Genomic DNA, 21,224 nt, shown 5'->3' on the forward strand with positions numbered 1-21,224 from the left:
ATGGCGTCAGGAGGCCTGCTCCCGCGCCAGACGGCGCACCAGATTCGGAAAGCCGTGCCGACGAGACATCACCGTCATCAGGAGCGCCATCGCGACGAGGACGAAGGTCCACCACGGCAATGAGCCGCTGCCCGCCACATCAAGGAGGACGCCGCCGGCGGCGGCTCCGCCGGCGATGCCGATGTTCCAGCAGGTGACGATCAGGGACTGCGCGACCTCTCCAGCCGCTCCCGCGGCTTCGGCAGAGGCGGTTTGCAGGATGGTGGCGGCCCCGCCGAACCCCAAGCCCCAGATCGCGGCGCCGGCGTACACGAGCGCGGGAACGCCCGCGAGCAGACCGAGCAGCAGCGTGGCGGTGGCGAACAGGGCGCAGCCGACGATCATGAGCCGGCGCAGGTGCCGGTCGATGAGAGCCCCGGTGATGAGGATGCTCACCAAGGAGGCGACGCCGAAGGCCAGCAGCACCACATCGACGCGATCAGCCAGGCCGAGCGGGCCGAGGAAGGGCGCGATGTAGGTGTACAGGACGTTGTGCGCGAGCACGAACATCAGCGTCACCGTCAGCACCTGCGCCACGCCGGGGATCGCCAGCACCCTTCGAAGGGGGAGGCGGGCCGCCCGGGAGGTGCCGGGGAAGCCGGGGACGGTGAGGATCACCCAGGCGATGAGGACCAGGCTGAGCAGGGTCATGATTCCGAAGGTGAACCGCCAGCCGACGAGACCAGCCAGGGAGGTCCCCGCGGGCACGCCGATCGACAGCGCCACCGGCGTGCCGGCCATCGCGACCGCCGTGGCCTTGCCGCGCCGATGGGCCGGGACCATGCGGCGCGCGTATCCGGCGACCAGTGCCCACAGCAGACCGGCCACGACACCGGCGAGGAAGCGCGCGGTCATCGTGAGCGTGTAGTCGGTCGAGACGGCGGTGATCGTGTTGGCGAGCGCGAATCCGCTGATCGCCACCAGTAGCAGGCGCTTGCGCGGCCACCCCACCGTCGCCGCCGTCAGGGGGACCGCCGCCAGCATCGAGCCGACGGCGTAGACCATCACGGACTGCCCGGCAGCGGACTCGCTGACACCGAGATCGGCGCTCATCGCCGGCAGGATGCCCGCCGGAAGCGCCTCGGTCATGATCGTGATGAACCCGCCGGTCGCCAGCGCGAGGAGGCCTGCCAGCGGGAGACGATCAGAACGTGGTGATGGGCGCCTGAAGCGCGTGGCGTGGATCATGAACCTTATCGTCAATGGTTAACATTAGTGTGAAAGTCAACCGGCCGACCTGCGGAGACGAGAGTGAGCGTGGCCACATGCGCATCGGCGAACTTGGGAAACTGACGGACACGCCGACCCGACTGCTGCGGTACTACGAGGAGCAGGGCCTGATCGAACCGCGCCGAAGAGAGAACGGGTACCGCGACTACGACGACTACCTCGTCGACCGCGTCATCCAAATCCGCGGCCTGCTCGACGCGGGACTGCCCACCCGCATCATCAAGCAGATCCTGCCCTGCTTGGACAAGCCCCGCGTGATCCACTTCGCTGACGCCACGCCCGAGATGCTGGTCACTCTCGAACACGAGCGCGACCGCATGAGCCGCCGCATCGAGTGCCTCACCCGCAATCGCGACGCCATCGACGGTTACCTGGCAGCCGTCAAGGCTCTGGCGTAATCGGCAGAGGCGTCCGTCGCGTAGTCCTCGTTGAAACGAACCAGGGGGGACCGGCTGCTCGCCGACCATGAAAGGGTGACGTCCCTCACCTTGAGCGGAAATCTTGACCCTCACATTTATGTGAAGATTCTACCGTCCAGACATGACAACGCACCACATCTGGCACACCACACGTGGGGACGGCACCCCCTTGGTCATGATCCACGGCTACACGATCGACCATCGGCTGCTCCTGCCACTCGAACCGGTCTTCGCCCAGCGCCCCGGGTGGCGACGGCACTACCTCGACCTCCCGGGGCACGGCAGCAGCCCTCGGCTACCCGGCACGACCTCGGCGGCGACCCTTGCCGAAGCCGTCATCAACTGGGTGGCCGACACCGTCGGTGACGAGCCGTTCGCCGTGCTCGGCCAATCATTCGGCGGGCAGATCGCCCGTGCGGTCACCGCCCGGTTCGGCGAACAAGTGCTCGGCTCTGCCCTGCTTGCGCCCGTCGTGCGGTGGGGCGACGAACGAACTCTGCCGGACGTGGCCACCGTTGAGCGCGACGAAGCGCTCCTGGCCGAACTTCCCGCCGAGGACCGCGAACTGTTCAGCCTCGTCATGGCACGACTCACTCGCCCCAACCGGGACCTGTTCACCCGTCACATCCTCCCCGGTTGGCAGGCCCACGACCGCGAGGCCGCGACCGAACTGGAGACCGACTTCCTGCTCCCCGAATGGCCGGAGAGGCACGCGCCCGCCCATCGAGGAGCACACCTGTTGGTGACCACTCGGCAGGACGCGCTCGTGGGGTGGGAGGACCAACTACAGTTGCTCGGCCACTATCCCCGTATGACCGCTGCGATACTCGACGGCGCCGGCCACAACCCCCAGGTTGAGATCGCCGAAAGAGTCCGTGAACTCATCGCTCACTGGCTCGATGCGCTGCGTCAGCAGTCGTAGCTGTCCCGCCTCGCCCAATCGAGCATTGATGTGGGCCCCCTGCACCGCACGTCGCCCGGGGCCTGGTTCCAGGTGGCGGGCGGCGCGAGCCGGTAGTCGACGTCGAAGACCGTGGCGCCGTGCTGGGTGAGCCATTCGTTCCAGCGGGGCGTCATGCCGCGCCGCCCGCCTCGTCGCCGCCTGCGCCCCGGCGGGCGGCTGACTCAGCCCGTCCCGATGGTGCGGTGGAGGAAGTCGCCGATCTCGGCTCTGGCCATCTGCGCGCCGAAGCCGCCCCAGGCGAGGTCGAAGGCGTGGTCGGCGTACCCGATCTCCACGTACCGGTGGGACGCGCCCGCCTCGTGGGCCAGGCGCGCCGCGCGGCGGCCGTCGTCGGGGTACTCGATCTGGTCGTGCCCGCCCTGGACGGACAGGGTCGGCGGCACGTCCGCCCGCAGGTAGGTGATGGGCGACGCGGCCCGGTAGGCGTCGCGCTCCTTCATCGGCGACCCGCCGATGAAGTCGTGCAGCATGCTCCGTCCCTCCCCGTCCGAGAGCCGCTTCGCGGCCCACCAGGGGACGGCCAGGTCGTACGAGTAGGCCAGGTCGTAGGGTCCGTACAGGGAGACGACGGCCGCCGCCGTCGCCGCCAGGGCGGCCAGCGCCCCGAGCAGGCTGTACTCGCGGGCGAACACCGCCAGGGTCCAGAAGGTCAGGGTGGGGGAGGGCAGGACGATCAGCGCCGCCACCGGCACGGCCGGGACCGCCGCCGCGATCGCCACGCCCAGCGCGAGACGTCGCGCGAGCCGTTTCGACAACCGCGTTTTCACCGGCATCTCCCGACCCTACGTTTCGGGTCCCCCGGGCGTGAGATCCGCTGACGGACGCCCGCGGGCGGATGCCTCAGCGGTCCTCGAGGTCGCCCTCGATCGCCAGGTAGGCCTCGCGCAGCGCCTTGAGGACCTCCGGGTCCGGGTGCTCCCACATCCGGCGGTCGGCCGCCTCCAGCAGCCGCTCGGCGATGCCGTGCAGCGCCCAGGGGTTCGACTCGGTCATGAACGCCCGGTTCTCCGGGTCCAGGACGTACGTCTCGGCCAGCCGGTCGTACATCCAGTCGGCGACCACGCCGGTGGTGGCGTCGTACCCGAACAGGTAGTCCACGGTGGCCGCCAGCTCGAACGCGCCCTTGTAGCCGTGGCGGCGCATCGCCGCCAGCCAGTTGGGGTTGACCACCCGGGCGCGGAAGACCCGTGCGGTCTCCTCGTGCAGGGTCCGGGTGCGCACCGCGTCCGGCCGGGTGCTGTCGCCCACGTACGCCGCCGGGGCGCGGCCGGTCAGCGCGCGTACGGTGGCGATCATCCCGCCGTGGTACTGGAAGTAGTCGTCGGAGTCGGCGATGTCGTGCTCGCGGGTGTCGATGTTCTTGGCCGCGACCGCGATCCGCCGGTACGCGTTCTCCATGTCCTCGCGGGCGGGCACGCCGTCCAGGTCGCGGCCGTAGGCGTAGCCGCCCCACACCGCGTACACCTCGGCCAGGTCGGCGTCGTCGCGCCAGTTGCGGCTGTCGATGAGCGGGAGGATGCCCGCGCCGTACGCGCCGGGCCGGGAGCCGAAGATCCGCAGCGTGGCCCGCCGGTCGTCGCCGTGGGCCGACCGGTCGGCCTCCGTGTGCGCCCGCACGTAGTTGACGTCGGCGGGCTCGTCCAGGCCCGCCACCAGCCGCACGGCGTCGTCCAGCATGGTGACGACGTGCGGGAAGGCGTCCCGGAAGAACCCGCTGACGCGCACGGTCACGTCGACGCGGGGACGGCCCAGCTCCGCCGCGGGGATCGGTTCGAGACCGCTCACCCGCCGCGACGCCTCGTCCCAGACCGGCCGCACGCCGAGCAGCGCGAGCACCTCGGCCACGTCGTCGCCCGCCGTGCGCATGGCGCTGGTGCCCCAGACGGACAGGCCGACCGAGCGCGGCCACTCGCCGGTCTCCTCGCGGTACCGGTCGAGCAGCGAGTCGGCCATCGCCTGGCCCGTCTCCCAGGCCAGCCTGCTCGGCACCGCGCGCGGATCGACCGAGTAGAAGTTCCGCCCGGTGGGCAGCACGTTGACCAGCCCGCGCAGCGGCGAGCCGCTCGGCCCGGCCGGGACGTACCCGCCGTCGAGGGCGTGGAGCAGCGCGTCGATCTCGTCGGAGGTCCGGGCCAGCCGGGGAACGATCTCCTCGGCCGCGAACCGCAGCACCTCGCGTACGGCGGCGGCCCGCGCGGGCTCGGCCCCGTCGAGCACGGACGCGGTCACGCCGGGAACGGCGGACGGGTCCCAGCCGCCCGCCTCCATGCCCTCGACGAGCGCGCGGGCGAGCGTTTCGGCCTCGTCCACGCTGACCCGGGCGGCGGCGCCGTCCTCGGCCAGGCCGAGCGCCTCGCGCAGGCCCGGCAGCGCCTCCCGGCCGGCCCAGATCTGGCGGGCGCGGAGCATGGCCAGCACGAGGTCCACCCGCGCCTTGCCCTCGGGGGCGACGCCGAGGATGTGCAGGCCGTCCCGGATCTGGGCGTCCTTGACCTCGCACAGCCAGCCGTCCACGTGCAGCAGGAAGTCGTCGAACTCGGTGTCGTGCGGGCGGTCGGCGATGCCCAGGTCGTGGTCGAGCCGGGCGGCCTGGATCAGCGTCCAGATCTGCGCGCGGATCGCGGGCAGCTTCGCCGGGTCCATGGCCGCGATCGAGGCGTGCTCGTCCAGCAGCTGTTCCAGCCGGGCGATGTCGCCGTACGTCTCGGCCCGCGCCATCGGCGGCACCAGGTGGTCGACCAGCACGGCGTGCGCCCGTCGCTTGGCCTGGGTGCCCTCGCCCGGGTCGTTCACCAGGAACGGATAGATCAGCGGGAGGTCGCCGAGCGCGGCGTCGGGCCCGCAGGAGGCGGACATCCCGGCCGACTTGCCGGGCAGCCACTCCAGGTTGCCGTGCTTGCCGACGTGGACGATCGCGTGCGCGCCGAACTCGTCCGCCAGCCAGCGGTAGGCGGCCAGGTAGTGGTGGCTCGGCGGCATGTCCGGATCGTGGTAGATCGCGATCGGGTTCTCCCCGAAGCCGCGCGGGGGCTGCACCAGCACGACGAGGTTGCCCGCCCGCAGGGCGGCCAGCACGATCTCGCCGCCGGGGTCGCGTGACCGGTCCACGAACAGCTCGCCCGGCGGCGGCCCCCAGTGGCTCTCCACATCGCCGCGCAGGTCCTCGGGCAGCGTCTCGAACCAGGCGCGGTACCGGTCGGCCGGGATCCGCACCGGGTTCGCCGCGAGTTGCTCCTCGGTGAGCCACTCCTGGTCCTGGCCGCCCGCCGCGATGAGCGCGTGGATCAGCGCGTCGCCGTCCTGCCCGTCCACCCCGGGGAAGCCCTCCCCGAGGTCGTAGCCGGCGTCGCGCATCGCGGCCAGCAGCCGGACCACGCTCGCCGGGGTGTCCAGGCCGACCGCGTTGCCGATCCGGGAGTGCTTCGTCGGATAGGCGGAGAGCATGACCGCGATCCGCCGCCCCGCCGCCGGGACGTGCCGCAGCAGGCCGTGCCGTACCGCGATGCCGGCGACGCGGGCCGCCCGCTCCGGGTCGGCGACGTACACGGTCAGGCCGTCGGCGTCGACCTCCTTGAACGAGAACGGCACTGTGATGATCCGGCCGTCGAACTCGGGGATCGCCACCTGGGACGCGGCGTCCAGCGGGGACAGGCCGTCCTCGTCCTCCCGCCACGCGTCCCGCCCGGTGGTCAGGCACAGGCCCTGCAGGATCGGCACGTCCAGCTCGGCGAGCGCGCCGACGTCCCACGCGGCGTCGTCGCCCCCGGCCGACGCGGTCGCCGGGCGGGTGCCGCCCGCCGCGAGCACGGTGACGACCAGGGCGTCGACCCGGCGCAGGGTGTCGAGCAGGTCGGGCTCGGCGGTCCGCAGCGATCCGCAGTAGAGGGGCAGCGCCTGCCCGCCCGCGTCCTCGACCGCCCGGCACAGCGTCTCGGCGAACGCCGTGTTCCCCGCCACGTGGTGGGCGCGGTAGTAGAGCACGCCGATCACCGGGCCGTCCGAGCGCCGTGCCGTACGCACCAGCGGTCCCCAGCTCGGCAGCGGCTCCGGCGGGGCGAACCCGTGCCCGGTCAGCAGCACCGTGTCGGAGAGGAACGCGTGGAGCTGGGCCAGGTTGGCCGGGCCGCCGTGCGCGAGGTAGGCGTGCGCCTCGGCGCAGACGCCGCCCGGCACCGTGGACAGCTCCATCAGCTCGGCGTCGGGCGCCTGCTCGCCGCCGAGCACCACGACCGGGCGGGGTCCGGCGAGCAGGGCGTCCAGCCCGTCCTCCCAGGCGCGCCGCCCGCCGAGGAGCCGTACGACGACGAGCCGGGTGCCCTCGACCAGCGCGGAGAGGTCGGCCACGTCGAGCCGGGCCGGGTTGCCCAGCCGGAAGCCCGCGCCGCTGGCCCGGGCGCTGAGCAGGTCGGTGTCGGAGGTCGACAGCAGCAGGACGTCGGCCTGCCCGGTGGACGGCACGGAGCGCACGCGAAATCCTCCCTCGGGGTCCTCGCCCCAGGTCGTGGTCGTCACGACGGCTGGAGTCTCCTGGCTCCCGGATCGACACTCGCCCCGGCCTTCCCGTCCGTCTCCGGACCGTGGCCGTCGGTGGGGGTCGCTCCCCGGTTACAGTGGCGGGACCGCGCCGGTTTTACACCGGCTTCCTCCCATTGCCGTCGTCTGGGATCACACTATGCCAGGCGGACATCCGTCAGGAAACGGGCGTTAGCATCCTCTGCGTGTTCAACGGTGACCTTCCCGGACGCTCCGGACCTGATGCGTGCCCTGGCGCGCTCCAGGTCCACGCCGCCGCCGACGGCGGCCTGGCGCGGGTCCGGATCCCCGGTGGCGCGGTGACGGCGGGCCAGCTCCGCGCGGTCGCCGCCGCGGCCCGCGAGCTGGGGTCCGGCGCGATCGAGCTGACCTCCCGGGCCAACCTTCAGGTGCGCGGCCTGCCGCTCCCGCCGGACGCCTGCGAGGGCGCGGAGCGCGCCCCCGTCGGGGCTCCGGACTTCGCCGTGCGGATGGCCGCCGCCGGGCTGTTGCCGTCCGCCACGCACGAGCGGGTGCGCAACATCGTGGCCTCGCCGCTCGCCGGGCGGAGCGCCGCGAGCAGGCGCGACGTGCGCCCCCTTGTCGCCGAGCTGGACCGCGCGCTGTGCGCCCGGCCCGGCCTCGCCGACCTGCCCGGACGCTTCCTGTTCGCGCTGGACGACGGCTCCGGCGACGTGGCCGCTCTGGAGGCCGACGTCACGCTGCGGCCGGTGGCCGCGGGGGACGAGAGCGAGGCCGCGCTGCTGCTCGCCGGGGCCGACCCCGGGTTGCGCGCCCCCTCGGGGGCGGAGACGGCGGGCCTGCTCGCCGTCGCCGAGGCGTTCCTGGCCGAGCGCGCCGCGCAGGGGTCGCGCGCGTGGCGGCTCCGCGAGTTGGCGGACGGTCCCGCCCGCGTCGCGGCCCGCGCCGTCCGGCTGGAGCCCCGGCTGCGCTGGTCCCCGGGCCTCCCGCCCGACGCGTACGGCGACGAAACCGGTACGGTCGGCGCGGCCAGCGCGTACAGCGACGAAACCGGCGCGGCCGGCGTGGTCGGCATGGTCGGCGTGGTCGGGCAGCGGGACGGCCGGATGGCTCTCGGCGTCCTCCCCCCGCTCGGGCGGCTCACGCCGGCCCAGGCGGAGGCGCTCGCCGAGGCCGCCGCCGGCGGCGCCGGAGAGGTCCGCGTGACGCCCTGGCGCACGGTCGTCGTGCCCGACCTGCCGCCCGCCAACGCCGGGCGGTGGCGGACGAGGCTCGCGGAGGCGGGCCTGGTCACCGACCCGGCGTCCCCGTGGCTCGGCCTGACCGCCTGCGCCGGCCGTCCCGGGTGCGCCAAGTCCCTCGCCGACGTCCACGCCGACATCCGCGCCGCGCTCGGCGACCCCCGGCCGGATGCGGACGTTTCGGGCGATGCCGTACGCTCACCGTCCGGTGCCGGCGGACGGATCCCCGCGCACTGGGCTGGGTGCGAGCGGCGCTGCGGGCGGCCGCGCGGCCGGGTCGTGGACGTGGTCGCGACCGGGCACGGATACCGCGTCGAGGCGGGCGGCGGCAGCCGTGCGTTCCCCGACGCCGAGCAGACGAGCGCCGCCGTCGCGGCGACCAGAGAGGGACTGTGATCGACTACATCCGGGACGGGGCGGAGATCTACCGCCGGTCCTTCGCCACCATCCGCGCCGAGTCCGACCTGAGCGGGATGCCGCCGGGCGTGGCCCGGGTCGCCGTCCGCATGATCCACGCCTGCGGCATGGTCGACCTGGTGAACGACCTGGCCTGGTCGCCGGGGGTCGTGACGGCGGCGCGCGAGGCGCTGCTCGCCGGCGCGCCCATCCTGTGCGACGCCATGATGGTCGCCTCCGGCGTGACCCGGCGCCGCCTCCCGGCGGACAACGAGGTGCTCTGCACGCTCGGCGACCCGAGGGTCCCCGAGCTGGCGGCCCGGCTGGGCACCACCCGCAGCGCCGCCGCGCTCGAACTGTGGCGCGACCGGCTCGACAACGCGGTGGTCGCCATCGGCAACGCGCCGACCGCGCTGTTCCGCCTGCTGGAGATGGTCGAGGAGGGCGCGGGCCGCCCGGCGGCCGTGCTCGGCGTCCCGGTCGGCTTCATCGGCGCCGCCGAGTCCAAGGTGGCGCTGGCCGAGCACCCGTCCGGCCTGGAGCACCTGGTGGTGCACGGGCGCAGGGGCGGCAGCGCCATGGCGGTGGCGGCCGTCAACGCCATCGCCAGCGAGGAGGAGTGAAGGCCATGAGCGCACAGCCCGGTCGCCTGTACGGGGTGGGCCTGGGGCCCGGCGACCCCGAACTCGTGACGGTGAAGGCGGCGCGGCTCCTCGGCGCCGCCGACGTGATCGCCTACCACAGCGCCCGGCACGGGCGCAGCATCGCCAGGTCGGTGGCGCTGCCGTACCTGCGGGGCGACCAGGTCGAGGAACCGCTGATCTATCCGATCACCACTGAGACCACCGACCACCCCGGCGGCTACCAGGGCGCGCTGGACGACTTCTACGCCGAGTGCGCCGTCCGGCTGGCCGCGCACCTGGACGCGGGCCGCGACGTGGTCGTGCTGTGCGAGGGCGACCCGCTCTTCTACGGCTCCTACATGCACATGCACAAGCGGCTCGCCCACCGCTACCCGACCGAGGTGGTGCCGGGCGTCACCTCCGTCAGCGGGGCGTCGGCGGTGCTGGGCCGCCCGCTGGTCGAGCGGGACGAGACCCTCACCGTGCTGCCGGGCACGCTTCCGGCCGACGTCCTGGCCGAACGGCTCGCCGCCGCCGACTCGGCCGCCGTGCTCAAGCTCGGCCGCACCTTCGAGAAGGTGCGCGCGGCGCTCGCCGAGGCCGGACGTCTCGACGACGCCTGGTACGTCGAGCGGGCCACCACCGACAAGCAGCGCGTCGAGCCGCTGGCCGACGTTGACCCGGCCACCGTGCCGTACTTCTCGCTCGCGCTGCTGCCGAGCCCGCTCACCCCGGCCGGCGCCGCGGCGGCGGACCCCGCCCCCGAGCCGGTACGCGCCGGCGAGGTGGTCGTGGTCGGGCTGGGCCCCGCCGGACGGCCGTGGCTCACCCCCGAGGCGCAGGAGGCGCTCGCCGCCGCCGACGAGCTGGTCGGCTACGGGCCCTATCTCGACCGGGTGCCGTCCAACCCGCGCCAGCGCCGCCACCCGACGGACAACCGCGTCGAGGCCGAGCGGGCCGCGCACGCGCTGGAGCTGGCGGCGGCCGGATCGCGGGTGGCCGTGGTGTCGTCCGGCGATCCCGGCGTGTTCGCCATGGCCAGCGCGGTGCTGGAGGTGGCGGCCGAGCCCCGGTTCGCCGGCGTCGCCGTACGCGTGGTGCCCGGCCTCACCGCCGCCCAGGCGGTGGCGAGCCGGGCCGGCGCGCCGCTGGGCCACGACTACTGCGTGCTGTCGCTGTCGGACCTGCTCAAGCCGTGGGAGGTCGTGGCCGAGCGGATCAGCGCCGCCGCGAAGGCCGACCTCGTGCTCGCGATCTACAACCCGGCGTCGCGGAGCCGTACCTGGCAGGTGGCCGCCGCGCGCGACCTGCTGCTCGAACACCGCGCCCCGGACACCCCGGTCGTCATCGGCCGGGACGTCGGCGGGCCGGGGGAGAGCGTCCGCGTCGTGGAGCTGGCCGCCCTCGACCCGGCCGAGATCGACATGCGCACCCTGCTGATCGTCGGCTCCTCCACGACGAGGGTCGTCGATCGCGACGGGCGGCCCGTCGTCTTCACGCCGCGCCGCTATCCGGCGTGAGCCCCGACCCAGGCCACGGCCGCCTCGACGGTGTCCACGAGCGGGACGCCGTCGGGGGCGGGCGGCCGCCGTACGACGAGCACGGGCAGCCCCAGCTCGCGGGCGGCGGCCAGCTTGGCCGTGGTCATCTCGCCGCCGCTGTCCTTGGTGACGAGCACGTCGATCCGGTGCTCGCGCATCAGCGCCAGCTCGCCCGGCACCGTGTACGGCCCGCGCGACAGCACCACGTGCGTGTGCCGGGGCATCGGCGGCTCGGGCGGGTCCACCGACCTGGCCAGGAACCACAGGTCGTCCAGCTCGGCGAAGACGGCCAGGCTGCGGCGGCCGGTCGTGAGGAACACCCGTCCGCCGTCGCCGGCCAGGCCCGGCAGCAGCGCGGCGGCCTCCTCCAGCGTCGCCGCCCAGCGCCAGTCGTCGTCCGGACGCCGCCGCCAGCCGGGACGGCGCAGCACCAGCAGCGGCACCCCGGTCTCGGCCGAGGCGGCGACGGCCGAGGCGGTCATGCGCCGGGCGAACGGGTGGGTGGCGTCCACCACGGCGTCGATCCGGTGCTCCCGCAGCCAGGCGGCCAGGCCCTCGGGCCCGCCGAAACCGCCCTCGCGCACCTCGCCGGCCGGGAGCCGCGGGTCGGCCACCCGCCCGGCCAGCGAGGACACCACGCGCAGCCCGGGGAGCCCGACCAGCCGCTCGGCGAGCCCCCTGGCCTCCGCGGTGCCGCCCAGGATCAGCAGCCGCCTCGTCATGCCTCCACCCACGTCAGATCCTCCAGCTTCGTCAGGTCGGCCCGATGAGCACACCACTGCGCCACGGATGGACCACCGGGGCCTGCGCCACCGCCGCGACGACGGCCGCGTACACGGCGCTGCTCACCGGCGCCTTCCCCGACCCGGTCGAGATCGCGCTGCCGAAGGGGCAGCGCCCGGCGTTCGCCCTGGCCCGCGAACGGCTGGCCGACGGGGAGGCGACCGCCGCCGTGGTCAAGGACGCGGGCGACGACCCCGACGTGACCCACGGCGCGCTCATCTCCGCGACCGTACGGCCCGGCCTCCCCGGCAGCGGCGTGACCTTCCTCGCCGGGCCCGGCGTGGGCACGGTCACCAAGCCGGGGCTGCCGCTCGACGTGGGCGAGCCCGCCGTCAACCCGGTGCCGCGGCGGATGATGCGCGAGCACGTCGCCGAGGTGGCCGCGCGCTGCGGCGGGACCGGCGACGTGGTCGTCGAGATCTCCGTCGAGGGGGGCGAGGAGCTGGCCCGCCGCACCTGGAATCCGCGGCTCGGCATCCTCGGTGGCCTGTCCATCCTCGGCACGACCGGGATCGTCGTGCCGTACTCGTGCTCGGCCTGGATCGACAGCATCCGGCGCGGCGTGGACGTCGCCCGCGCGGCCGGTCGCACCCACGTGGCGGGCTGCACCGGCAGCACGTCCGAGCGGGTGGCCGCCGAGCTGTACGGCCTGCCCGAGGACGCGCTGCTCGACATGGGCGACTTCGCCGGCGCGGTGCTGAAGTACCTGCGCCGCCACCCCGTGCCCCGGCTCACCGTGGCCGGCGGGATCGGCAAGCTGTCCAAGCTCGCCGACGGGCACCTCGACCTGCACTCCGGCCGCTCCCAGGTCAACCCCGACCTGCTCGCCGGGCTGGTGCAGGGCGCCGGAGGCGACCCGGCCCTCGCCGAGCGGGTACGCGTCGCGAACACGGCGCTGCACGCGCTGCGGCTGTGCCAGGAGGCCGGCCTCCCGCTCGGCGACCTGGTGGCCGAGCGGGCGCTGCGGACCGCGCGCGAGGTGCTGCGCGGCGCGCCGGTCGAGGCGGACGTCGTGGTCATCGACAGATCGGGCGTGATCGTCGGCCGCGCGGGCGTTCAGGGGGAGAGCCGCGCGGGCGTTCAGGGGGAGACCGGTCAATCCCGGCACCGTTCCGCCGAGTAGAGGTGGCTGTCGGGGAACGCCGACGCGGTCAGCACCCGGCCCACCACGATCACGGCGGTGCGCACCACCCCGGCCTCGCGGACCCGCGCGGTGATGTCGGCCAGCGTGCCGCGCAGGATCAGCTCGTCGTCCCTGCTCGCCCGGGCGACCACGGCGACCGGGCAGTCCGCGCCGTACGCGGGGAGCAGCTCCTCGACGACCGCCTCGATCCGCTGCACGGCGAGGTGCAGCACCATGGTCGCCCGGCTCGCGCCCAGCGTGGCCAGGTCCTCGCCCTCCGGCATCGGGGTCGCCCGTGCGGCCGTGCGGGTCAGGACGACCGTCTGCCCGACGCCCGGCACCGTGAACTCCCGCTTCAGCGCGGCGGCCGCGGCGGCGAAGGCCGGGACGCCGGGCACCACCTCGTACGGCACGCCGAGCGCGTCCAGCCGGCGCATCTGCTCGGCCATCGCGCTGAACACCGACGGGTCGCCCGAATGCAGCCGTGCGACGTCCCGCCCGGAGGCGTGCGCGGCGGCCATCTCGGCGACGATCTCGTCCAGGGTGAGCCGTGAGGTGTCCACCAGCCTCGCCCCCGGCGGGCAGTCGTCCAGCAGCTCCCGGGGCACCAGCGACCCGGCGTACAGGCACACCGGGGAAGCGGCGATCACCCGCAGGCCGCGCACCGTGATGAGGTCGGCGGCGCCCGGCCCCGCCCCCACGAAGCGCACCACTCCGCCCCGCGCGTCCGTCACGATCGCTCCTCCTCGCCGAGATCCGTCCACGGTTTGACCGCCGTCCAGACGGTCACGGGCATCATGGCCCGCCAGCCGGTGAAGCCGCCGACCGGGGCCGCGCGGGTGACCGCGAGACGCACGAGGTCGCCGCCGAGCCGGCCGTGCCAGCCGGTCAGGACCACCTCCGACTCCAGGGTGACCGCGTTGGCCACCAGCCGCCCTCCCGGCCGCAGCGCGGCCCAGCAGGCGTCGAGCAGGCCGGGCGCGGTCGCGCCGCCGCCGACGAAGACGGCGTCGGGGACGGGCAGCCCGGCGAGCGCGGCCGGTGACGCGCCGACGACGACGTCCAGGTCGGGCACGCCCAGCGCCGCCGCGTTGCGCGCCGCGCGCTCCGCCCGCTCGGCGCGGCTCTCCACCGCGATCGCCCGGCAGGCCGGATGGCTGCGCATCCACTCGATCGCGATGCTGCCCGCTCCGGCGCCCACGTCCCACAGCAGCTCCCCGGGCACGGGCGCGAGCCGTGACAGGGTCACCGCGCGCACCTCCCGCTTGGTGAGCTGCCCGTCGTGCTCGTACGCGTCGTCCGGCAGGCCGGGCACGCGGGGGAGCGGCGTCACCCCCGGGTCGGCCCGGCACTCCACCGCGACGACCCGGAGAGAGGACGCGTCGGAGGCGTCCGCCACCCACTGCCGCGCCGTACCGGAGGAGCGGCTCTCGCCGGGGCCGCCGAGGTCGGACAGCACCGTCATCGTGCTCGGGCCGTACCCGCGCGCGGTGAGCAGGGCGGCGACCCGCGCGGGCGCGTCCCTCCCCGAGCAGAGCACCAGGACCCGGCGTCCGGGCAGGACCGCCGGGTGCAGCAGCGCGTCGGGGCGGCCGACCAGGCTCACCACCTCGGTCTCCTGTACGGTCCAGCCCATCCGGGCGCAGGCGAGCGACAGCGACGACAGGTGCGGGAGCACCCGCACCCGGTCGGCGCCGAGCAGGCGGACCAGCGTCGAGCCGATGCCGAAGAACAGCGGGTCCCCGCTGGCCAGCACGCACACCGCCCGCCCCTCGTGCGCCGAGAGCAGCCCCGGCAGCGCGGGAAGCAGGGGAGAGGGCCAGGTCACCCGTTCGGCGCCGCCGTCCGGAACCAGGTCGAGCTGCCGCGCGCCGCCCATGAGGACCTCGGCCGCCCGCACGGCCGCGCGGGCGGCGGGGCCGAGTCCGCTCCAGCCGTCCGTCCCGACGCCGACGACGGTGACGACGCCGTCGCGCGGCTCGGACGTCGCGTCGTGCGGGTCGGACATGGCCTCGCGCGGCTCAGGCATCGTCTCGCTGAGCTCAGACATTGCCGAGCACCCGGGCGACGCGGATCTCGATCACCACGCGTCGCGGGTTCTCGCGCGGCGGCTTGTAGCGCAGCGCGTACCGGCGCTCGGCGTCGGCGATCTCCTCGGGGGAGTCGCGGATCACGGCGCGGCCCTCAAGGGTGGACCAGCGGCGCCCGTCCACCTGGCACACGGCCACGGCCGCACCGGACGGCCCGGCGGCGGCCACCAGTCTCGCCTTGTGCGACTCGCCCGAGGTGATGACCCGGGCCACCGCCGCCTCGGCGTCCAGGGTCACTCCGACCGGCACCACGTGCGGCGTCCCGTCCGCGCGCACGGTGGTGAGCGTGCACAGGTGCCGCTCGCGCCAGAAGGCGTGGAACCCCTCGCCGAACCCGGTCAGGTCGAGCAGTGCGGCTCCCGCCGGCATCGCGTTCACCTCGAACAATCGTCAATTTGGCGGGAACGTCCCCTCGCGGGTGGAACGTCCCCTTAGCGGGGCGCCAGTCTACGCGGTGCCCGGCCGCTCGATCATCGAGCCGCCAGGAGCCGCTCCACGACGGCGGCCAGTTCCGGGGGATCGACGGGCTCGTCCAGCGCGGCCGAATCGGCGTACGGGAACCAGCCGAACCCGCGCAGGGTGTCGCTCTCCTCGGCCGTCAGCAGCGACGGAGCGACCTCCGGACGCTCGGCGAACCTCGCCAGATAGAACGGCTCGGTCTTGACGTAGTGGACGCCCAGCCAGTGGTAGTCGCGGTGGACCGGCTCCCAGCGGTCGAGCACCGCCGAGCCGGGCAGGCCGGTCTCCTCGGCCAGCTCACGCCGCGCCGCCTCCAACGGCGTCTCGCCCGCCTCGATCCCGCCGCCCGGGGGCTCCCAGAACGTACGGCCGGCCACCGGGTCGTGCCAGCTCAGCAGCAGCACGCACCCATCGCCGTCCACGCACACCACCCGGGCGGCGGGGCGGTCGCCGGTCGCGGAGTCCGGAACGGGTACAGAGGTCACGAAGCCCTATTATCCCGGCGCGCGGCGGCCTCGTAGCGGGCGGCGAGCCGGGCCAGGTGCTCGGTGAGCGACGGCGGCTCGACGACGTCGAAGTCCTCGTCGAGGAAGCCCAGGATCACCGCGATGGTCTGGAGCGAGTCACCGCGGACGGTCAGCGCGCAGCTCTGTTCGTCGATCGGCTCCACCACTCCGGTGATCTTCCCGGCGACGGCCTCGGCGGGGGCGTGGACCCGGACCCGGGCCCGGCACGGCCACATGCCCGTGCCCATCCGCCTGGACAGGAAGGCGACCACGTCGCCGTCGGGGGAGTCCCGGGGCGCGAACCGCGGGCCGGTCGGGATGTGGGGCCGGACCCGGTCGGCGCGGAAGACGCGCCAGTCGTCGCGGTCCAGGTCCCAGGCCACCAGGTACCAGCGGCGGTCCCAGCTCACCAGCCGGTGCGGCTCCACCGTGCGGACGCCCGCCGACCCGCCGTGGGCCGTGTAGTCGAACCGCAGCCGCTCATGGTCGCGGCAGGCGGTGGCCAACGCGGTGAGCACGTCCACGTCGACGGTCGGGCCCGTGCCGGGCATCGCCACGGTGAAGGTCTGGAACGCGGCCACGCGGCGCCGCAGCCGGGACGGCAGCACCTGCTCCAGCTTGGCCAGGGCGCGGACGGAGGTCTCCTCGATCCCGGCCACGCCTCCGGCGGCGCCCGACCGGAGCCCCACCGCCACCGCGACCGCCTCCTCGTCGTCGAGCAGCAGCGGGGGCAGGGCGGCCCCCTCGCCGAGCCGGTAGCCGCCGAAGACGCCCGGGGTGGCGTGGACCGGATAGCCGAGGGAGCGCAGCCGTTCCACGTCGCGCCGGACCGTGCGCCGCGCGACGCCGAGCCGGTCGGCGAGATCGGCGCTGCTCCAGTCGCGCCGCGATCCAGAGCACCCGGCCGCAGACCCTCGCCTACGCCCTGCTCGACTCGCCGGTCGGGCAACTCGCCTGGAACCTCGAATGGTTCGACGGGTACGGGCAGGGTGTCGGCGACGTGGACCGTGACGCGATCCTCACCAACGTCACGCTGTACTGGCTGACCCGCACCGCCGGCTCGGCGGCGCGCCTTTACAAGGAGGCCGCCGCCTCCTGGGGACGGCGGTTCGAGCGCTGTCCCGTCCCGACCGGCATGGCGGTCTTCCCCGGCGACTCCACCGTGCGGGCCTTCGCCGAACGTGAGCACGCCGTGGTGCACTGGTCGGAGTTCGACCGCGGCGGCCACTTCGCCGCGCTCCAGGCGCCGGACCTGCTCGTGGAGGACGTCCGCGCCTTCTTCCGCCGGGTCCGCTGACGTCCGCCGCCGGGACGCGCCGAATTCGCGCGCCGGGGGAACCAGGGCCACCCGGTGCGCGTTAGGCGGACGAGCGAGCGCGGCAGAACCCCGTGAACCCGCCGGCCCGACGCCGTGGCACGCCGAGCAGCGGCGACGGGTGATCCGCACGGATCGTCGCGGACACGGTCGCGGACACGGTCGCGGACATGGTGGAGGTCATCCTGTGCTGGAGGTAACCCCGGTCGGCTGGGCGCTGACCGTCGGCGTGGTAGTGCTGCTGTTCGCGCTCGATCTGATTCTCGGGATCGTCCGGCCGCACACGGTGGGCTTCCGCGAGGCGGTCGGCTGGTCGGTCTTCTACGTCGCGGTCGCGGTGGCCTTCGGCCTGGTCTTCGCCTCCTACGCGGGCTGGGAGTACGGCGCCGAATACTTCGCCGGATACGTCGTCGAGAAGAGCCTCTCGGTCGACAACCTCTTCATCTTCGTGATCATCATGAGCACGTTCGCGGTGCCCGGCGAGCACCAGCGCAAGGCGCTCACCCTCGGCATCATGATCGCGCTCGTGATGCGGGTCGTCTTCATCGTGCTCGGCGCGGCCCTGCTGTCGCTGTTCTCGTTCATGTTCCTCGTGTTCGGGGCGCTGCTGATCTGGACCGCCGTCCAGCTCTACCGGCACCGCCAGGAGGACCCGAGCGTCGAGGACAACGCGCTGGTCCGGCTGACCCGCCGCGTGCTGCCGGTCACCTCCGACTACGTCGGCGGCCGGATGGTCGCGCGGGTCGGCGGCCGGCGCGTGGTCACGCCGCTGTTCGTGGTGCTCGTCGCGATCGGCAGCACCGACCTGCTCTTCGCGCTCGACTCGATCCCGGCGGTGTTCGGCGTGACCGAGGAGCCGTACATCGTCCTGGTGGCCAACGTGTTCGCCCTGCTCGGGCTGCGGGCGCTGTTCTTCCTCGTCAAGGGGCTGCTCGACCGGCTGGTCTACCTGTCCACCGGGCTGGCGCTGATCCTCGCGTTCATCGGCGTGAAGCTGGTGCTGCACTGGGCGCACGGCCTCAGCGACCGGGTGCCGGAGATCCCGACCATGCTCTCGCTGGGCGTCATCGTCGTCGTGCTCGCCGTCACCACCGTGGCCAGCCTGCTCAGGTCGCGTCGTGACCCCGCCGCCCGCGCCCACGCCGGCACGCTGCGCGCTCCCGAGCGGGAGCCGGAGGCGGCGCGCGACGCCGAGGAGTGAGCGCGGAGGCGGGGTACGGCCCGGCGGGTCAGCCGCGCAGCGCGGCCATGTTGGCGTAGCTCAGCTCGGCGTACCGCAGGGAGCGGCCCGGATCCGCCGCGTCCCCGGGGGCGTTGTCCTGCTCGTACATCGGGTTGTGGTAGCCCTTGGCCCCCATGTTCGCGAAGAAGCCGGCGTAGTCGATGTCACCCGTGCCGAACGGCACCATGTCGTAGCCGTTGGCGCTGGCCGGGTTGTGCTTGCCGTCCTTCGCGTGGAACAGCGGGAAGCGCTTCGTCTGCGCCCGTACGACCGCGAGGGGGTCGAAGACGGCCGTCTGCGCCGACCCGTCGGGCGCGGTGTAGGTCCGGAACCTGAACTGGGCCACGTGCGCCCAGAAGATGTCCATCTCCAGGTAGACGTGCGCCGGATCCGTGATCGTGAGGAAGTACTCCAGCTTGCGGACGCCCGACGAGCGGGTGGGCCGCCCGGCCGCGTCCAGCGGCCCGCTGTCGAGGAGGAACCCGTACGCCGCGTCATGGTTGTGGGTGTACAGCTTGATCCCGGCCGCGGACGCCAGGGAGCCCAGGTGGTTCCACTTCTCGGCGGCCACGTCCCAGTCGGCCTTGTGGGCGCTGCCGGTGGGGTCGCCGCCGGTGCCCATGTGGCCGAGGCCGAGGATGTTCGCGATCTCCAGGTGCAGCTTGAACCGGTCGAGATCGGCCGTGGTGAGCGGCCACGAGCCGGGGATGAAGCCGTGGTTGCCCTCGGCCTGCAGGCCGTTGTCGTCGAGCCAGCGGCGCAGCAGCCGGGCGCCCTCGACGCTCTCCAGATTGGCGCCGCCCTCGGCGTTCGGGTGCTGCCCGTAGCCGGCGAACTCCACCTGCTTGTAGCCGATGCGGGCCAGCTCCTCGAACACCCGGCGGAAGCCGGACGCGAGCGGGGTGGAGCCGGGGTCGCGGCCGATCGCGTCGCGGACGGTGTAGAGGATGATGCCGCGCTTGCCCGGCGGCACCAGCACGCCGTTGCCGCCCTTCCCGGCGGCCGTGCTCGTGGCGGCGCTCGCGGCCGAGGCGAGCGGGCCGGTCCCGGCCAGGGCCGCCGCCGCGGTGACGCCTGTCGTGGCGGCCAGGAAACGGCGCCGGCTCAGGCCGAGCGCGCGGCGCAGGGCGTGCGAGGTCTCGATGGGATCTTCGTGTGCGGTCATCGCCGCCGTCCTCTCGGCACGGACGCGTGCGCCGAACACGTCGGGAGGTGCGCTGGGAGTGCGCGGTCGCCCGGCGATCCCGGCGGCGTGCCACCGTCGCGGGGGGATCAGGGCGCCCTCATTGTTACGGTGCGGTCGGCGGCGGGTCAATGCACGGCCGGGGTGACCGCCTGGTCCACCGTCCCCGGCGCGAGCACGTGCTCGACCACCATGACCGCGGCGCCGATGACGCCCGCCCGGTCGCCCAGCTCGCTCGCGCGGATGGTCAGGTGCTGGGTGGCGAGGGGGAGCGAGCGGCTGTAGATCGCCTCGCGCACCCCGGCGAGGACGTGCTCGCCCGCCTCGGCGATGTCGCCGCCGACGATGATGACCGACGGGTTGAAGAAGTTGACGATGGCCGCGAGCACGCCGCCGATGTCCCGCCCGGCCTGCCGGATGACCTGCGCGGCCTGCGCGCTGCCCCCGCGGATCAGCCGTACGACGTCGCGGCTGCCGTCGGCGTCGATGCCCGCCTCGCGCAGCCGGGCGGCCATCGCCGCGCCGCTCGCGACCGCCTCCAGGCAGCCCGTGTTGCCGCAGCGGCACAGCGCGTCGCCCGCGGTGCCGACCCGGATGTGCCCGACGTCGCCGGCCGCGCCCTGCGCGCCCCGGTGCAGCCGCCGGTCGGCGATGATGCCGCACCCGATGCCGGTGCCGATCTTCACGAAGAGCAGGTGGTCGATCTCCGGGCTGGCGATCCAGTGCTCGCCGAGGGCCATGATGTTCACGTCGTTGTCGACCAGGACGGGGGCGGCGAGCCGCGCGCCGAGCCACTCGGGCACCGGGAAGTCGTCCCAGCCCGGCATGATCGGCGGGTTCACCGGCCGCCCGGTCACGTGCTCCACCGGCCCGGGCAGGCCGAGCCCGATGCCACAGATCTGGGAGAGCGGGTGCCCGGTCTCGGCCAGCATCTCCTCGAACGCGGTGACCAGCCAGGACAGCGTCGGCTCCGGGCCGCGCTCGATCGGCAGTTCGGCGGCCCGCTCGGCCAGCACCGTCATGCCGAGGTCGGTGACCGCCAGCCGGGCGTGCGTCGCGCCGAGGTCGGCCGACAGCACGACGCGGGCGCCGCGGTTGAACGCGAACGCGGTGGCCGGCCGCCCGCCGGAGGAGACCGTGTCCTGCGAGGGGACGATCCACTCGTTGTCGATCAGCACGTCGAGCCGCTGCGACACGGTGGACCTGGCCAGGCCGGTGAGCTGGGCCAGTTCGGCGCGCGTGCGGGCCTGGCCGTCCCGCAGGATCGCGAGCAGGGCCCCCGCGCCCGGGGCCGCTCCGCCGCCGGGCTCGCTCACAGTGCCGTGCGTCAAGCGCGTCTCCCATCAACCGACGTCCGGACCCGGTGCTTCACCGCGATGTTACATCAGCAGATCATTGCCTTTCGTTGACAGTCGGCATAAGTCCGGCTTACTTTCGCGAAATATGGACGACATCCGACGCATGTCGCCAGTAACTCGATATCGGTAACCGTTCCCGTCCAGCCGGGCCCGGTCGCCCGCTCCGCCGCCGCGCCGAGACGGCGGAGCACGGCGAGTGCCACCCGGGCCCATCACCCACCGCTCTGCGTCCCGTGCC

19 protein-coding genes, 1 pseudogene and 1 riboswitch are annotated in these 21,224 nt (G+C 74.1%); of the genes and pseudogenes, 8 read left to right on the forward strand and 12 right to left on the reverse strand.

Going from position 1 to position 21,224, the window contains the following annotated elements:
• Positions 1-6: 6 nt before the first annotated feature.
• The gene (locus AWQ68_RS33370; RefSeq protein ID WP_245656351.1) at positions 7-1,128 is read right to left on the reverse strand and encodes an MFS transporter; all 1,122 of its coding nucleotides are present in this window, start codon (positions 1,126-1,128) and stop codon (positions 7-9) included.
• A gap of 176 nt (positions 1,129-1,304) precedes the next feature.
• On the opposite strand from AWQ68_RS33370, the gene AWQ68_RS33375 reads away from it, so the two are divergent.
• A complete protein-coding gene (locus AWQ68_RS33375) occupies positions 1,305-1,667 on the forward strand; it encodes a MerR family transcriptional regulator (protein ID WP_066948430.1) in 363 nt (120 codons plus the stop codon).
• A 142-nt stretch (positions 1,668-1,809) separates the two neighbouring features.
• A complete protein-coding gene (locus AWQ68_RS33380; protein WP_066948433.1) occupies positions 1,810-2,610 on the forward strand; it encodes an alpha/beta fold hydrolase in 801 nt (266 codons plus the stop codon).
• On the opposite strand, the gene AWQ68_RS43005 is transcribed toward AWQ68_RS33380, so the two are convergent.
• The 3 genes from AWQ68_RS43005 to cobN form a co-directional block, all read right to left on the reverse strand.
• Positions 2,598-2,765 (reverse strand): hypothetical protein, encoded by a 168-nt coding sequence (locus tag AWQ68_RS43005; protein ID WP_157546085.1) that lies wholly within the window; start codon positions 2,763-2,765, stop codon positions 2,598-2,600. The genes AWQ68_RS33380 and AWQ68_RS43005 overlap by 13 nt on opposite strands.
• Before the next feature lie 48 nt (positions 2,766-2,813).
• Complete coding sequence (locus AWQ68_RS33385) at positions 2,814-3,425, reverse strand: alpha/beta hydrolase (protein WP_157546088.1); 612 nt, start codon at positions 3,423-3,425, stop codon at positions 2,814-2,816.
• 67 nt (positions 3,426-3,492) lie between these two features.
• Positions 3,493-7,110: a cobaltochelatase subunit CobN gene (gene cobN, locus AWQ68_RS33390; protein ID WP_066948477.1), complete on the reverse strand. Its 3,618-nt coding sequence runs from the start codon at positions 7,108-7,110 to the stop codon at positions 3,493-3,495.
• Between the two features lie 43 nt (positions 7,111-7,153).
• Positions 7,154-7,356, reverse strand: a riboswitch (cobalamin riboswitch).
• A gap of 14 nt (positions 7,357-7,370) precedes the next feature.
• Here cobN and cobG point away from each other — a divergent pair.
• From cobG to AWQ68_RS33405, 3 genes are read left to right on the forward strand one after another with little or no spacing between them, the layout of a single operon-like run.
• Positions 7,371-8,783, forward strand: coding sequence for a precorrin-3B synthase (cobG, locus tag AWQ68_RS33395; RefSeq protein ID WP_066948439.1), 1,413 nt, complete (start codon positions 7,371-7,373; stop codon positions 8,781-8,783).
• Positions 8,780-9,406 carry a precorrin-8X methylmutase gene (locus tag AWQ68_RS33400; protein ID WP_066948442.1) on the forward strand — a complete coding sequence of 209 codons (627 nt, stop codon included), beginning with the start codon at positions 8,780-8,782 and terminating at the stop codon, positions 9,404-9,406. The genes cobG and AWQ68_RS33400 overlap by 4 nt, the downstream gene beginning before the upstream one ends.
• A gap of 5 nt (positions 9,407-9,411) precedes the next feature.
• Positions 9,412-10,926 (forward strand): precorrin-2 C(20)-methyltransferase, encoded by a 1,515-nt coding sequence (locus AWQ68_RS33405; protein ID WP_066948480.1) that lies wholly within the window; start codon positions 9,412-9,414, stop codon positions 10,924-10,926.
• Here the strand turns inward: AWQ68_RS33405 and AWQ68_RS33410 are convergent.
• On the reverse strand, positions 10,914-11,669 hold the full coding sequence (locus AWQ68_RS33410; protein ID WP_066948445.1) for a cobalt-precorrin-6A reductase: 756 nt from the start codon (positions 11,667-11,669) through the stop codon (positions 10,914-10,916). The two genes, AWQ68_RS33405 and AWQ68_RS33410, sit on opposite strands and share 13 nt — an antisense overlap.
• A 44-nt stretch (positions 11,670-11,713) precedes the next feature.
• On the opposite strand from AWQ68_RS33410, the gene AWQ68_RS33415 reads away from it, so the two are divergent.
• Positions 11,714-12,853, forward strand: coding sequence for a cobalt-precorrin-5B (C(1))-methyltransferase (locus tag AWQ68_RS33415; protein WP_066948448.1), 1,140 nt, complete (start codon positions 11,714-11,716; stop codon positions 12,851-12,853).
• Here the strand turns inward: AWQ68_RS33415 and cobM are convergent.
• The 5 genes and pseudogenes from cobM to AWQ68_RS33440 all read right to left on the reverse strand — a co-directional run.
• Entirely contained in the window at positions 12,826-13,587 is a 762-nt protein-coding gene (cobM, locus tag AWQ68_RS33420; protein ID WP_245656353.1) for a precorrin-4 C(11)-methyltransferase, read from the reverse strand. The genes AWQ68_RS33415 and cobM overlap by 28 nt on opposite strands.
• Complete coding sequence (locus AWQ68_RS33425; RefSeq protein WP_066948485.1) at positions 13,584-14,861, reverse strand: bifunctional cobalt-precorrin-7 (C(5))-methyltransferase/cobalt-precorrin-6B (C(15))-methyltransferase; 1,278 nt, start codon at positions 14,859-14,861, stop codon at positions 13,584-13,586. Before AWQ68_RS33425 ends, cobM begins: the two co-directional genes overlap by 4 nt.
• 34 nt (positions 14,862-14,895) lie before the next feature.
• Positions 14,896-15,312 carry a pyridoxamine 5'-phosphate oxidase family protein gene (locus tag AWQ68_RS33430; RefSeq protein ID WP_066948488.1) on the reverse strand — a complete coding sequence of 139 codons (417 nt, stop codon included), beginning with the start codon at positions 15,310-15,312 and terminating at the stop codon, positions 14,896-14,898.
• Positions 15,313-15,413: 101 nt separating this feature from the next.
• Positions 15,414-15,887, reverse strand: coding sequence for an NUDIX hydrolase (locus tag AWQ68_RS33435; protein WP_066948450.1), 474 nt, complete (start codon positions 15,885-15,887; stop codon positions 15,414-15,416).
• Positions 15,884-16,798 (reverse strand): annotated as a pseudogene (locus AWQ68_RS33440) (helix-turn-helix transcriptional regulator); the annotation flags it as partial. The pseudogene AWQ68_RS33440 and the gene AWQ68_RS33435, both read right to left, overlap by 4 nt.
• A gap of 110 nt (positions 16,799-16,908) precedes the next feature.
• Here AWQ68_RS33440 and AWQ68_RS33445 point away from each other — a divergent pair.
• Positions 16,909-17,205, forward strand: coding sequence for an alpha/beta fold hydrolase family protein (locus tag AWQ68_RS33445; RefSeq protein WP_066948453.1), 297 nt, complete (start codon positions 16,909-16,911; stop codon positions 17,203-17,205).
• 205 nt (positions 17,206-17,410) lie between these two features.
• Positions 17,411-18,424 carry a TerC/Alx family metal homeostasis membrane protein gene (locus AWQ68_RS33450; protein ID WP_066948455.1) on the forward strand — a complete coding sequence of 338 codons (1,014 nt, stop codon included), beginning with the start codon at positions 17,411-17,413 and terminating at the stop codon, positions 18,422-18,424.
• A gap of 28 nt (positions 18,425-18,452) precedes the next feature.
• Here AWQ68_RS33450 and AWQ68_RS33455 read toward each other — a convergent pair whose 3' ends face one another.
• On the reverse strand, positions 18,453-19,610 hold the full coding sequence (locus tag AWQ68_RS33455) for a sugar phosphate isomerase/epimerase family protein (protein ID WP_066948459.1): 1,158 nt from the start codon (positions 19,608-19,610) through the stop codon (positions 18,453-18,455).
• A gap of 146 nt (positions 19,611-19,756) precedes the next feature.
• A complete protein-coding gene (locus tag AWQ68_RS33460; RefSeq protein WP_066948461.1) occupies positions 19,757-20,959 on the reverse strand; it encodes an ROK family transcriptional regulator in 1,203 nt (400 codons plus the stop codon).
• Positions 20,960-21,224: the final 265 nt, after the last annotated feature.

The organism is Microtetraspora fusca (assembly GCF_001570365.1).
Lineage (GTDB): Bacteria > Actinomycetota > Actinomycetes > Streptosporangiales > Streptosporangiaceae > Microtetraspora > Microtetraspora fusca.

Excerpts from the sequence above, each read along its gene's own strand:
- AWQ68_RS33415 (WP_066948448.1), top strand. The coding sequence starts at position 11,714 with ATGAGCACACCACTGCGCCACGGATGGACCACCGGGGCCTGCGCCACC.
- AWQ68_RS33405 (WP_066948480.1), top strand. The coding sequence starts at position 9,412 with ATGAGCGCACAGCCCGGTCGCCTGTACGGGGTGGGCCTGGGGCCCGGC.
- AWQ68_RS33425 (WP_066948485.1), bottom strand. The coding sequence starts at position 14,861 with ATGTCCGACCCGCACGACGCGACGTCCGAGCCGCGCGACGGCGTCGTC.
- AWQ68_RS33375 (WP_066948430.1), top strand. The coding sequence starts at position 1,305 with ATGCGCATCGGCGAACTTGGGAAACTGACGGACACGCCGACCCGACTG.
- AWQ68_RS43005 (WP_157546085.1), bottom strand. The coding sequence starts at position 2,765 with ATGACGCCCCGCTGGAACGAATGGCTCACCCAGCACGGCGCCACGGTC.
- AWQ68_RS33380 (WP_066948433.1), top strand. The coding sequence starts at position 1,810 with ATGACAACGCACCACATCTGGCACACCACACGTGGGGACGGCACCCCC.
- AWQ68_RS33430 (WP_066948488.1), bottom strand. The coding sequence starts at position 15,312 with ATGCCGGCGGGAGCCGCACTGCTCGACCTGACCGGGTTCGGCGAGGGG.
- AWQ68_RS33455 (WP_066948459.1), bottom strand. The coding sequence starts at position 19,610 with ATGACCGCACACGAAGATCCCATCGAGACCTCGCACGCCCTGCGCCGC.
- AWQ68_RS33385 (WP_157546088.1), bottom strand. The coding sequence starts at position 3,425 with ATGCCGGTGAAAACGCGGTTGTCGAAACGGCTCGCGCGACGTCTCGCG.
- AWQ68_RS33410 (WP_066948445.1), bottom strand. The coding sequence starts at position 11,669 with ATGACGAGGCGGCTGCTGATCCTGGGCGGCACCGCGGAGGCCAGGGGG.
- AWQ68_RS33370 (WP_245656351.1), bottom strand. The coding sequence starts at position 1,128 with ATGACCGAGGCGCTTCCGGCGGGCATCCTGCCGGCGATGAGCGCCGAT.